The following is a 14,654-nucleotide window of genomic DNA, read 5'->3' on the forward strand; positions in this document are numbered from 1 at the left end:
CTCACCCTAACTTATAATTTTTAATCTCTTCTTTGAACTCCCACAAATATACATCTTCTAAAGTAGGAACACAGCTTTGCGCATTTTCAAATATTTGATTATCACTAACATATCTTACCTCTAATTTATTATTATCCCCATAATGAATGTTAATAATATTTTCTTGTTTCAATAAAGAGTTAACTTCATTTTCGGTACCATAGGCAGTCCATATTTTACCTATAAGATTACTTATTAATTTTTCTCGATTTCCAACTGATATAATTTTACCTTGCCTCATAATGATATTTTTTGTTGATATATTTTCAATGTCCGATACTATATGAGTTGATATAATAACTATTTTATCTTTTGCATACTCCGATACAAGCTGTCTAAATCGAATTCTTTCTCCTGGATCTAGCCCAGCTGTTGGCTCATCAAATATTAATATTTTAGGTTTGTTTAATAATGCTTGTGCTATTCCTACCCTTCTTTTTGTTCCACCTGATAATTGACATACTTTCCTCTTTGTATATTCTGTTAAACTTAATACTTCAATTAACTTATTAATTTGTTTCTTTGCCTTTACATAAGGTACGCCTTTTAATCCTGCCATATACTCCAAATAATCCTTTACTGTAAATGTTCCATCGCAGCCAAAATTTTGCGGTAAATATCCAAGAATACTTCTATATTCACCACCTAGCTTTAGCACAGGTTGGTTTTCAAAATAAATAGCACCACTATTAGGTTTTAATATATCACATATAATATTCATTAATGTTGTTTTTCCAGCACCATTAGCCCCAATTAGTCCCCATATTCCATTAGAAACTTCTATATTAACATTATCTACAGCCTTTTTACCTGAAAAATTTTTACAGATATTGTTTAATGTTAATTTCATTTCATTTCCTCCTAACATGCATTATCTACAGATTTATTCAACTTATCTGTCTGTGTAGAATATAACTCATAATAAAGTCCTTTATTATTTACTAATTCCATATGTTTACCTTGTTCAAGAATTACTCCTTCTTTCATAACTATTATTTCATCTGCTAATGATATACTCGAAAACCTATGTGTAATAAATATTGCCAATCTTTCTTTTTTATTAGAATTTATTTGTTGAATAATATGATTTTCTGCTTCTACATCAATAGATGAAAATGGTTCATCAAATATACATATTAAACTATCACAATAACAACATCTTGCTATCGCTATTTTTTGCCACTGCCCCTGAGATATATCCGTTCCATACTTCCAATCTTTCATTAATAATGTTTCTTCTTTAAATGGTAACCCATCAATTAAATCTTTTATACCTGCTATATTAACTGCCTTAGAAAAATATGTTTCTTTCTTTTTATTACCTCTTACTGCAATATTATCATGTATGCTGAATGGATATTTTATGAAATCTTGAAAAATAGCACTAATATTTGAATAGTATTCTTCATCATTAATTTCTTGCAGATTAATTCCATCTATCAATATTTTTCCCAGAGTAGGTTTATATAACTTTAACAACAATTTAATTAAAGTTGTTTTTCCTGAACCATTAAGACCTACAATAGAATATGTCTTTCCAACTTCGAATTTAAAATTTATATTTTTTAATGCAAATTTTTGATTTTGGGGATATTTAAATGAAACATTTTGAAATTCAATACACGAAATTTTACAATCTATTCTTCTATTAATTTCATCGGCTTGAATATTTGTTTTTTCTATAACATCTAGTGATCTTAGATATAAAATACTATTATGCAATACAGAAATTTGATTTGACAATTCGATAATTGATGATTTTAAATTATCTTGTGCATTAAAATATAACACAATAGTTCCCAGACTACATTTACTTTCAATAGATAATATTAAAATCCAAACTTTAAGAAAAGTCGAAATTATTTCATCTAATCCTTGAGCTGATACCTTCTTTGCTAATAGGATTTTCCTAGCTTTTTTATCATTCTTTAAGAACTTTAGATAATTATCTTTTATAATTTGTACTATTTTAAGCCCAATTCCATACAACTTTATTTCTTTAATATTTTCGTTTTTAATTAATATCATTTTTAGATAATTAATTAATCTAAATTTTTCTGTACGTTCAAAAAATACATTATACCAATATGTGTTTGTTTTTAAAGAAATATATAATGCTGGTAATGCTGAAACTACACTTACAATAACGACCTTCCAATCAAATTGTATTATTATAACTATAACCCCGATTGCTTTAATAATAGAATAAATGCATTCTGATATTGAATCTAATAGACTCAAACAATTTTGTGATGTATGAGATATAGCCATATTTATATGATTATATGTGTCTGAATCATCAAACATTTCCATGGAAAATTTCAAACTTTTCTTCAATATCATTTCAGTAATATGCAAGTCTAACAAATCGCCATATGTCTGTTTGATATATTGTAAAATTCCATTTAATAAATATCCTAGTAGTGTAACTATTGATAGCAATATCAACGATTCAATTCCTATATTTAACCATTTTTCTTGTGAAATCATAATTACTACTACATCTAAAAACTTCTGCCATATTAATAAATTAATAGGTGCAATTAAACCTGTTAAAATACTTACACCGAATATTAGTATTAAATATATTGGTGAAGCAGACAGTAGTATATAAATAGCTTTTCTCAATAGCATTAACTTCTGCTTGAAATTCAATTTATCACTCATTACATCACTCCATAACAGATATTATTTATTTTTTAGATTTTCTCGCATTTTTTATAACTATTTTTATTGGCTGATGAGTAATATAATCTAAATGTTCAAATATTCTTTCATCTATGACATCTGCTAATTCCAAAACATTTTTCAAATCAAAAATTGGTATATCATACAATACATAGTTGTAAAATTTATTGATCCAATCCTCATTACTTTCATCTTGCAAAGACCATTCTTTTATATACTTATAAAAGAATTTTTTATAATAGAATAATTCTTTAACAGTATTTCTTTTCTCTAAACATCTTCTTAATTTATTTGCTGTATTATTTGAAGTATCTACAGTGATATCAATTACAGTAATCACTATATATCTCTCTGAATAAGTAAAATATTTTTCCTTTACATAAGTATCAGTATGAAAATATTTTTGGCATAGATATTGTAAATAACATAATATAAACTCTTTAATTATTGATTCTTCTATACTTAAAATATTATTTATTTTAAAATATAGGTCGATTGTACATTTCTTATCTTCTATTTCATTAATATGTAAAACCATATCTTTATCGAATATACATTCACTTATTTTTATTTTTTTAGCTAATTTATCTTTTTCAATTATAGCTTTCACTTGTTCTTGTATTTCTCTTTTTTCATTGAACCGAATTTTATAAAATATATTTTTTCTTTTTATATCATTTAGCCAAGCTTCAACATCCTTGTATGTTATTTTGCTAATCTCATCAATTTTTCCCATAGCAAAATAACCAATTCTATTTTCTGTTACAAATCTAACTATTTTTTCTCTCTCAATAGTGATTTTTTCCATACCAATACATTCATTTATCACTTGAACTTTTGCTCTTTCTACATTCTGAGTATTTATTATATCTCCATTCTCTATCAAATCATCTATATAATTAATCCATTCTTTTTCTTCTTTTATTGCTGTATAATATAAACATGCATGATCCAAACATGTATAGCCATATGCATATTTTAAAGATGGCTTTTTTAATATACTATAATATGGCATTAAGCATACATGTTCGCCAACATGAGCTAATCCACTGAATTTTTCTTTTTCTTCTATTCCTTTTGCAATTAATATATATAAATGTTCATATTTAGAATCGTATATATTATTTAAATTAATAATATTTCACCTTCTTCCAATAAAAACTTTATTATTTATTCTTTATAAATAATAAATTTCACTACTGTTTAAACATTGATTGAAATTACCATTGACAAATTTATTATAATAATCATTCTCTTGATATTTGGTACACTCCATAAACATGCTTCTCTAATACTTTATTATTTATTGTGCCTATTCAGTTGCCTTAACCACATATTCTCACAATATCAAAATTAAGTAAATATATTTTTCATTAAACGTATATTTTCAAGTATTAAACGCTATATCTTATTTATTTTTTTGCAAGTATTCTTTTTATTCTTAAAAAGGAAAATATATGTTTGGTGGTATAGGCATGCTTGCGGGAAATAACACAAAGATGTTCTGTCTTCCTCTTTTAATTAATCTCAAAGATGGTGTTAAAACTATCCGAAACTGGATATAGTCTTAAGAACAACATAAATCTCATATTGTTCAAATGATTCAAAATGGTTTTTCAATCAAAAAAACTTTAGTGGAAAAATCAATTCTACTTTTAGATAGATATTTTCTTTCTGTTCCTGCACTTATAGCCTTAAATAAGCTAAATGAGGAAAATGGTAGTTTACTGCAAATTGTAACAAAAGCAACAGTAGCAAGCTACTTGCGTAAAAACATTTTTCGCATTATGTGTAAAAATACGAATTAAGCATAACTAAAATAATTAAAAACAAGCAAAGAAATCCTTCATTTTATGAGGATTTACAGGTTTGTTAAATGAACAAAAAAAGAGCCCTTAATTAGTTTTTAACTAATTTAAAAGCTCTTCTTTTTTAATTGGTAGTTCAGTTCTTAACTGCTAACTAATTAAAGTATACAGTTATATCTAATTTACCCTTATTCCTTGGAATTATATTATCTTTTACTGCTTCTCCGTTAATCACTACTTTAGTATTACTTCCAATATCCAGCTCAGCATTCTCCTCTAATCTAGAAGCTTTTATAATATATTCTTCTTTTTCATTTGTAATCTTTATCTCAAATTCCTTCCAATCTTTTGGAACGCATGGATTTATGCTGTATCCTTTATCTTTTACTTTTCTTAAGCCTAAAATATTTTCTATTCCAACCCTATACATCCAGCCTGAAGCTCCTGTATACCAGCTCCAGCCTCCTCTTCCTGCATGAGGCTCCTTTATGTAAACATCCGCTGACATTACATATGGTTCTACTTTATAAGTCATGCATTCTAATTCTGTCTTTGAATGGTTTATAGGATTTATCATATTATAGTATTTGACTGCCTTATCTCCAAGCTTAAGCTTAGTTAAAGCTAAGATTACCCATACGGCTGCATGAGTATACTGCCCTCCATTTTCTCTTACTCCTGGTACATAACCTTTTATATAACCTGGTTCTAATTCTGAATTACTAAATGGTGGTGCAAGCAGCAAAATCATACCCTTATCGCTCTTAACAAGATTATTATCAACAGCTTCCATTGCTTCCATTGCTCTTGTTTTACTATCTACTTTAGGCTCAAATTTGTATTCATCATCAAAGGCTCCTGAAATTATGGACCAGCTTTGAGCTAAGGAATCAATCTGGCATTCTGGATTTTCCCTTGAACCAAGTGGAGTTCCATCATCAAAATACGCTCTCCTATACCAGCCTCCATCCCATGCATTTTTCTCTAAATTTTCTCTTATAAAGCCTTTTCTTTCTTCATAGTGTTTTTTTGTTTCCAGATCATTTCTTATTTCTGAAATTTCAATAAAGCTGTTTAAAATGGAGTACAAAAACCATCCAAGCCATACACTTTCTCCTTTTCCTTTATTTCCAACAGTGCTCATTCCATCATTCCAATCTCCGCTGCCCATTAAAGGAATGTTATGAATTCCAAATTTTAAGCTTTTCTCTATGGCCTTCAAACAGTGCTCATATATGGTACCTTCCTTTGAAGATTGATTAACTATTGTATATCTCTCATCTTCGCCTTCTCTTAAAGGTTCATCTTCAAGATAAGGAGCTTTTGCATCTAAAATATCATAATCTCCTGTAGAATTAACATATTCTGCAGTTACATAAGGAAGCCATAGAAGATCATCACTAAATCTGGTCCTTATTCCAGAATTAACAACTGGATGCCACCAATGCTGTACATCTCCTTCTACATATTGCCTTGATGCACTTCTTAAAATCTGTGCTTTTGGTATTTCAGGCTCTACAACTCCAAGAGACATGGAATCCTGAAGCTGATCTCTAAAACCATATGCTCCTCCACTTTGATAAAATGCACTTCTGCTTAAATACCTACAGCTTAAGGTTTGATATAAAAGCCATCCATTTAAAAGATGGTCTAAAGATTTATCTGGTGTCTTAACTTGTATATTTCCAAGGAAATGTCTCCAATATTGTTTTACTTTATCTAATTCATCTTCTACATTTGCAAAATTACTGTATTTTTCTATGAATTTTGCTATATTATCCTTTTCATCCTGGCCAAATAAAACTACTAATTCCTTCTTTTCACCTTTTCTTAATTTAAAAGTAGTTTGAGCTGCCAAGCATGGATCATAAATCCCCCCGAATTTATTATTTAAACTCTTACTGCTTAATGCCTGTGGCTTAGCTGTTTCCCCACCAATCCCTATAAATTCCTTATTATCTCCAGTAAAACTTGTTTCTTCTCCACCTATAATTGTTAAATAAGCATTTAATTTTCCAAAGTACTCACTATAAGGATTATGCGCTCCTATGAATCCATTACTAATTTCATTCCCGCTGCCTTGATTTTTCTTTATATATGTAGAAATATATCTTGCACTATCATACTCGTAAACTCCTAGAACGAGTTTTGCATAGTAAAATAATGAAAGTTCTCTATCCTCATTACTTAAATTCTCCAAGGTAACCCTTTGAAGCTTTATTCTTTCATTTTTAGGTGCAAAAACTTCAAGTTTCCCTTTAAGCTCATAGGCTGTATGCTTATATTCTGAATATCCAAAACCATGCTTTATTATATAATCTCCTGAGTCTCTAACTGGTTTTGGTGTTATTGAAAAATACTCACCAGAATTATTATCTCTGACATAAAGAGCTTCTCCGGCTGGATCTCTAATATAATCATTACTCCAAGGTGTTATCTTGTTTTCTCTTGAATTTCCACACCAAGTATAACCTGAACCTGTTTCCGATATGTGAAATCCAAAATCTTCATTAGAAATAACATTAATCCAAGGTGCTGGAGTATTCTTATAATGTGATAGTTTAATCACATAACTATTATCTTTTTTATTAAAGCCTCCAAATCCATTAAAGAAATCTAAATCTTCTATTTTAAAATCCTCATTAACCTCATCGCTAAAAGTCATATTAATTGAAGGTTTAGCTTCATCGTTGCAACCCATGTTAATTGAAGTTTCAGCTTCATGGTTATAACCTATATTAATTGAATTTTCGGCTTCATCTCTATTAACTTGCTTATCTTTATATTTATCAACTTCTAAAGTCAACTCCTCAGCAATTTCGTTAGCAGCCTTCTTCATATTATTTTTGTAGCTTTCCGGCTCATTTACTTTTTCATTCTTCCTGCTCAAATCATGTTGTTTTTCTGGCCCCTTAGTATTTTTAATCAAGTCATAGTTATTTATTACTTCTTCATCATTATCATATACTTCATATGGTATATCCCTTAAAGTTTCTTCCTTTTGTATATCCTTTAACTCTTCCTGCTTTGATATATCCTCTGAATTTTCTTCCTTCTTATATTTATCTATAAACCTTGAATTGTTTCTAAGGGCTATACGTGAATCTAAACCTTCTGCATCTAAATTCATATAAGTATTTAAATTTTTCTCTGAATATACATAGGAATTTAGACTATTCTTGCTATCTAAATATATCCTTGAGATTCCTATTAATAAATCTTTAGTTTCAGAATCCATAGTGGCTTTAGTATGCACGAAGATTCCACCTGATTTGTTTAGGGAATTTCTTTCATTAGAAGTTCTTATTATATCCATTATATTTTTTTGAAGGGGTGCTTCATAAGTAACTTCCTCATTATTATATATAACTAAATCTAATTTAACTCCTTTTAGTTTTAAATAATGATGAAATTTTACAGCAGTAAACGCTATGTTTACATCTTCTCCTTTTTCAATAAATAACATTATAATAGGTAAATCTCCTGAGATGCCATAAGCCCATAAATCCTTTTGATGCTTTGAAATATTCTCAATATAATTTTCTCTGTTTTCTCTGCTGCTGCTTAAGAAGAATATATTACTTGCAGCACTTTGGAAAGCATTAGCCATTGCACTTCTTATTCCTAAATTCTTAAGCTCAAGCTGTGTACTTATGCTATAATTCTTGAATACTATATCAAGTTTTTTATAGTCATTATATTCTCTGCATATTTCAAGCACCTGTTCCTTTGAATCGCATATTCCTGTAATATAATAAATTTCTCTTTTAGATTTTGCTTCTAATCTAATCCTTGTACGCATACTCATTATAGGGTCTAAAACTGTTCCCACTGTATTATTTAAAGCTTTATCATTATCCATGACCAATGGATTCTTTAATTCCCTGTCTCTGCCTATAAAATTTAGCCTAGAAGTTTCATAGGATAAGCTTCCTTCCAGCTCACCATTAACAACTGCCTTGTGGAAGACATAAGGAATCTTTCCATCTTTAACTCTTGGTCTTCTGCTGCCTATAAGTATCTCTTCTTCTGAATCATATTCAGTCTGAACAAATAAATTAGAAAAGGCTGGATGGACTGCATCTGCACTAAAGGCCGCTAAAGTTATTTCTATATAACTTGTTATCTCAACACTTCTTCCTTTATCGCTCAAATTATTTAAAGTGAGCTTTCTTACTTCAAAATTTTCTTCTGAAGAGAGTACAACTTCCATTTCAGTTTCAATGTTACCATCTTTTCTGCTAAACTTTGCTTTATCTAAATTGAATTCTACTAAATATTTATCTCCAGAACTCTTACAAGGTTCATAAGTTGAGCTCCAGTAATCATTAGAATTTAAATTCTTTATATAGAAGAAAACTCCACTATCATCGCTTGTTGAATTTCCTTTCCATCTATAAAGCATAGTATCATTTTTCTTTGAATATCCGCTTCCACCCACTGTAATCATGGATGAATAGTCTCCATTACTTAATAACAAAAACTGTGGACTATCTTGATTTACTTTTTCGAATATCCTTGGAATTAATACTTCTCCCTTAAAATATCTATTCTTTATAGAAAAATCTTCATTTCTTTCAAATGTTACATACTGTGGTATTCTTTCCTTTAATAAGAGTTCAGTCGCCTTAACTTCTGGCAGATCATGAAATCTATTAACTAATATATTATTTAGCAATACATTATCCAAAGACATGAGTGACATTCCTAAATGATGTACCATGTAAGTCATAACTTTGTTAATGCTTTGTGGATAACTTAAAACCTTAGAGCCTCTGATATTCGCATTATTTATATGTTTTTCGTTATTTTCCTCAAAATCATCCACATTATCAACATTATTCACATGGTTTTCAACAATATAACCTTCTTTTTTATCCCTTACATTATCCACGCTTTTTAGGAGGTTATCCACAGATTCTTCATACTTATCCACATTTTGTGCATAATTTTCTTCAGCTGTTGATATATTATTGTTATTTAAAGTACTATTTGCAACTTTTAATTCAGCTTCATTTTCTGAAAGTGTCATTATATATTTATCACTTCTTGCTTTAGTATAATCCAAAGCTTCAATGAACCCATATCGTCCTAAAGCTCCTATATCTTCAAGCCTTCTAAGATTTTTAATTGCAGTATTTTTAGCAAAAGGAAGAACCATTAAAGTTGAGTATGGGGATATTACAAGATCATCTTCAAGACCTCTCTTTAAGCCTAGTCCTGGAACTCCAAACGCCTTATATTGATAATTATCAGAAGGATCAAATTCATAAAATGCAGATTCTGATATTCCCCAAGGAGTTTTCTTTTGTTTTGCAAAACTTATTTGAGCTTTTATTACAGCCCTATAGGTTTGACTGAGTAAAGTTTTTGGGTAATTCTTCATTATGAGTGAAGGCATAAAATATTCAAACATAGTCCCACTCCAAGATACAAGAGAGTGGCTGTGAAATGCATTCGTCATCGCTCTTCCAAGCTTAAACCAATGAGACGAAGGCACATCATCTTTAGCTATAGCAACAAAAGATGCTATTCTTGATTCTGATGCCAATAGGTCATAATATGAATTTCCAAGTGAATTCTCTTCTACATTATATCCAATAGAAAACAAACCTCTGGTTTTATCATAAAGAAAATTAAAGTCCATTTCCTTTGAGATACCATCAATATCTTCTATTAAATGATTTATTTTATTTATGTAATTTCTTAAGGTATCAATCTTTTGTCCTAAGGAACATTTAAAGTTATCCCCATTTTTTCTTTTTACTTCCTCGCATCTCTTTACTAATTCTTTAATACTCGGAACACCCTCAAAAAATTCTCTGCTATATATATTTTCTAAGCCGTCAAACATGAGATTGTAATACTCTATTTTCCTATTAACCTCATTTATAAGCTTGTTAATCCAATACCTTGTTTCTTTATTTTCAGGCTTTGCCCCATTTTTATTATAATCATTTTCCTTTGATGCTCCCCCCAATATATTTTCATTATCCTTTAACTCATTAAGTTTAAATGAGATCTCGATTAAGGTTTTAAAATATTCTCCAATATTTATATGTGATGAAAATTTAAGTTTAAGAAAAGAATCTTCATCTTCAATTATCTTATAAATATCATTTAAAGCTATTACCTCTTTAGTTCTTATTACTTTATTGCTTTTAAGTTCATTTAAAGTTTCTTTTAGCAGCCATAAGTCTCCTAGAAGATTTCCACTATCAACGGTTGATACATATCTCGGCCATAAGGGCTCTTTTGTTTTCGTGTCATACCAGTTTAAATAATGGCCATTTACTTTTTGCAGACCTTTCATGCTATTTAATATAAGCTCTGTTCTATCAACAAACTCTGTCATGGTTATATATCCTAGGTCGTATGCAACAATATTAGAGGTAATACCCATACCAATATTGGTTGGAGAGGTTCTATGGGCAACGCCCTTAAGTGGTTTTTCCTGATAGTTATCTGGTGCTAAATAATTGTTTTCTTCATTAACAAAATCCTCGTAATATGCATATATTCTTCTTGAAACTTTTCTAAGGAATGTTTTTTCATCATTACTTAAAAGATTTTTATTTCTTTCTGGTATCTTCTTACTTATAAAATAAGCGAAGTAAGGAGCGACAATCCAAAGGCCAGCAACCACTATATTATAAGCAATAGCTCCAAGAGAACTATATAGTGATAAATAAAGTACTACTATTCCAACTACCGGAGAAATCCACATCCTCCTTAAGTAATTAGTAAAATCATTATTTATTTTTTTCTCCACATGATCTGCTGATTGCCATTCTAAAAGATTTCTTTTAGAAATAAGAACTCTAAATAGTGTTACTATTATTGCATGAAGCATTAAAAAAGCTTGATAAGGAATAAAACTTACTATTAACACCATCTGGTCAAAGGTCTTAAATGTTCCCATTAATTTATTTTTAGGCGTTACAACGAAATCCGTTACTGTAAATACTAAAGGTACTATTAATGCTAAAAAAGCAAGTAATACAATTTGACTTCCATTATTTAAGACAGTCAAGGATAAAATAAGAGTAAGAAGTAAGTTAGGTGCCAGTAAACTTCTCCTTAAATTATCGAATATCTTCCACTTATATAATAAACTCATTTTATTTGAAAATAGCCAGCCTATTAATTGCCAGTCTCCTCTGACCCATCTATGCAGTCTTCTGGAGCTAGCCTCATAGGATCCAGGATATCCATCAATAAATTCTACATCACTTAAAAGTGCACATCTTGCAAGACCACCTTCAAGTAGATCATGACTCAAGATCGTATCATCTTTTATAGAATTATGCAGTGCCTTATAAAATTCGTCTATACATATTATTCCCTTACCCGTAAAAGAACCTTCCCCAAATAAATCCTGATAAGTATCAGAATAAGCTACTGAATACCCATCTACACCTTCTTCTCCTCCAAAGATTTTCGAAAAATAAGTCTGATTTTTAGCTTCTAAACTTATACTTACTTTAGGCTGCATTACTGCATATCCCCTAGCTACCTTGTTTCCTATTATGTGTGGAATATTTAAAACATGGCTCATAGCACCTATAAGTTTAAAGATGCTTTCTCTTGGCATAAAAGTATCTTCGTCCAGCGTAACTAAATATTTAGCATCTTTAAGTATTTCTATGTTATCACTAAGAACATTATATGTATGATCCTTTCTATCTCTGATAAGAGCCATAAACTCCATCAATTTTCCGCGTTTTCTTTCCTTTCCCATATATACTCTTTGCTTCTTATTATAAATCCTCTGCCTGCTCAAAAAGAAAAATCTACTTTCACTATCATTCATAAAGTCGTTATAATATTTTTCATTTAAGCGTCTAGCACATTCTATTCCAGATTTAATTATTTCATCATCTTTTTCTACGCTTTCATACTCAGAATCTGAAAAGTCATTAAGCAAAGCAAAATATAAATTTTTATCTTTATTACCACAATAAATTACTTCTAATTTTTTCATAAGTTCCTGAATCTTTTCTTTTGAACTTACTATTGCCGGAATTACAACTATTGTTTTATATTTATCAGGAATTCCTTCAATGCAATTTAATTTAGGAACTAATCTTATATCACCAATTTTGCTCACAGTATAATTAGTAAGAGCAATTACGATTTCGTTTACCGGAATTAATAGAACTAGGAACGAAAGCATATATTGCATCCTAGTATAGACAGCTCCGAGTAAGGTACTCACAAACAAAATCAAAAAACTCAAGCCTATTGTCCCAAGAATATTGGACAATACATATACATTTTCTGAAATCACAGTTCTTATATTATTGCTGTATCTTTTTAACTCATTTACCCCATCATCTATTAGGTAGTAACCAATATGACATTTATAACTTTCTTCCTTATTATCTTTGCTATTTTGTGCAAATCCTAAGATATAATTTGCAACATCAATCTCATTCATTCCAGCAGTTCTAGCTATTTTCTCAAGTTTATGCCTATAATAATCCTTAGATTCAAAATCCATTTTATTATAAACATCTTCTGGATCTTTTTTTAGAATCTGCTCAACTAAAGAAGTGCTTTCAAAAAACCTTCTCCAGCTTATTCCTTCTATTTTTCTAATAGAGGTTATGTATTCACCAATATGCCTTTCTAAGGATTCTTCCCGCAATTCACTTTTAATATTATTACTTTCTAAATCAGTGTTCATTTTCCACTTAGATTCTATAAACTTATCAACTCGTTTATCCTCTATGGAATTATCTCTTAAAACTCTAAAAAATTCTCTTAAGAATAAATTGCTTATATTTTTGCCCTCAGAAAAAATACTGCTGATCTCATCATCCAATTTATTATTGTTAATGGCATCAACAACTTTCTCAGCTAAATTTTTTCCTTTTATAATTTCCTTTTGAATATTAACAAGTTCATTAGTATATTTAGATAAGTTTATAATAATTGCTATCTTCAGCATGAGAGGAAATGCCCATAATTCTCCCATTGTAAAAATCTTATCCTTATTAAAAGACTTTTCGTTTGTATTCTTCCCTTGAAGTTCATTTATATAACTTATAAATTTATCGCAATCAATTTCATTTCCCGCATTAATATAATTTTTCGCCACCATAAAAATACGTGGAACCAATTCCTCATTTTCATGATCTTTATCATTATTAATTTCACCTATGGAAGATAACCCTCTGAAATAATCTATAGGCATTTCAACTTTTATTGCTTTATATTCTCTTTCAATCAAATATATATTATCAAGAAGCCATTCAGATGCCCCTAGCATCTTATCTCCATTTTTTGATAACTTACGAAAGTACATGAAATTATCATGGATGCAAGAAAAGCCTTCTGCAAGTTCTCTTAAAACACTCTTCCTCACTCCATAAGAATTATTTCTCTTCAAGTAAAAAACTCCCTTCTTCATGTAATCTAAAAATAATTACTTAACGGAGATATTTTTACCAAAATTATAAAAAGTATTCTTAATTTATTTATGTAATGCTCTTAATAAAATTATCCAATTGCACATTTGACCTTAATGTTATGCAATAGTTTTATTATCTTGTCATACCAAATAAAGCACCTGAAATGAAAGGTACTAGCCAGATAATCCAAACAGTAATACTTAATTTGTGGAAGTTTGCTTTGGTCTTTTCATCTTTCTTAATTAATGCTACAGTTGCCCAAAATGCGTGAAATAACATCAGAATAATCGCTAGTAAACCTGTAACACCGTGAAAATTAAGTTTGAACCCACCAGCTGCAATTGTGCTCATAATTGTAGTTCCAGTAGTATCAAATACCAAGCCTAAATAAAACATAATCAAGTGCCATTTCTTGAGGCCGCCTTGAATTTTTTCGATCCATACCCCTATAGTATAGAACACGAGAGCCAATGTAATTGTTATTATTGCATAAATTAGCATAATAAGTACCTTCCTCCCTTAATTGTAAATATAATAGACTCTATTATTATTCTATTAACGAATAATAATATACGGTTATGAATAGAGTATACATAATTTTTCTAGTGCATAGTAAAAGGCACTTGCATTTCTGCAAGTGTCTAAAATAAACATTGAAACTATACTAGATATCACAAATAAGCATAACTGTTACTAATTGATG

General features: G+C 29.4%; 6 protein-coding genes. 1 reads left to right on the forward strand and 5 read right to left on the reverse strand.

The window, feature by feature from the left end:
- Position 1 precedes the first annotated feature (1 nt).
- From CDLVIII_RS27715 to CDLVIII_RS27725, 3 genes are read right to left on the reverse strand one after another with little or no spacing between them, the layout of a single operon-like run.
- Entirely contained in the window at positions 2 to 889 is an 888-nt protein-coding gene (locus CDLVIII_RS27715) for an ATP-binding cassette domain-containing protein (RefSeq protein WP_009172799.1), read from the reverse strand.
- 11 nt (positions 890 to 900) lie between these two features.
- Complete coding sequence (locus CDLVIII_RS27720) at positions 901 to 2,706, reverse strand: ABC transporter ATP-binding protein (protein WP_009172800.1); 1,806 nt, start codon at positions 2,704 to 2,706, stop codon at positions 901 to 903.
- Positions 2,707 to 2,731: 25 nt separating this feature from the next.
- A complete protein-coding gene (locus CDLVIII_RS27725; protein WP_009172801.1) occupies positions 2,732 to 3,742 on the reverse strand; it encodes a hypothetical protein in 1,011 nt (336 codons plus the stop codon).
- Between the two features lie 583 nt (positions 3,743 to 4,325).
- Here CDLVIII_RS27725 and CDLVIII_RS31695 point away from each other — a divergent pair.
- On the forward strand, positions 4,326 to 4,535 hold the full coding sequence (locus CDLVIII_RS31695) for a hypothetical protein (protein WP_186005531.1): 210 nt from the start codon (positions 4,326 to 4,328) through the stop codon (positions 4,533 to 4,535).
- Positions 4,536 to 4,689: 154 nt separating this feature from the next.
- Here CDLVIII_RS31695 and CDLVIII_RS27730 read toward each other — a convergent pair whose 3' ends face one another.
- On the reverse strand, positions 4,690 to 13,929 hold the full coding sequence (locus tag CDLVIII_RS27730) for a glucoamylase family protein (RefSeq protein WP_009172802.1): 9,240 nt from the start codon (positions 13,927 to 13,929) through the stop codon (positions 4,690 to 4,692).
- 154 nt (positions 13,930 to 14,083) lie between these two features.
- Positions 14,084 to 14,452 carry an HsmA family protein gene (locus CDLVIII_RS27735; RefSeq protein ID WP_009172803.1) on the reverse strand — a complete coding sequence of 123 codons (369 nt, stop codon included), beginning with the start codon at positions 14,450 to 14,452 and terminating at the stop codon, positions 14,084 to 14,086.
- Positions 14,453 to 14,654 lie beyond the last annotated feature (202 nt).

Origin of the sequence: Clostridium sp. DL-VIII (assembly GCF_000230835.1) — a bacterium.
Taxonomy (GTDB): Bacteria; Bacillota; Clostridia; order Clostridiales; family Clostridiaceae; genus Clostridium.

Bases quoted from the DNA above. Each gene is read 5' to 3' on its own strand.
- CDLVIII_RS27720 (WP_009172800.1), bottom strand. From the start codon at position 2,706: ATGAGTGATAAATTGAATTTCAAGCAGAAGTTAATGCTATTGAGAAAA.
- CDLVIII_RS31695 (WP_186005531.1), top strand. From the start codon at position 4,326: ATGATTCAAAATGGTTTTTCAATCAAAAAAACTTTAGTGGAAAAATCA.
- CDLVIII_RS27735 (WP_009172803.1), bottom strand. From the start codon at position 14,452: ATGCTAATTTATGCAATAATAACAATTACATTGGCTCTCGTGTTCTAT.
- CDLVIII_RS27715 (WP_009172799.1), bottom strand. From the start codon at position 889: ATGAAATTAACATTAAACAATATCTGTAAAAATTTTTCAGGTAAAAAG.
- CDLVIII_RS27725 (WP_009172801.1), bottom strand. From the start codon at position 3,742: ATGCCATATTATAGTATATTAAAAAAGCCATCTTTAAAATATGCATAT.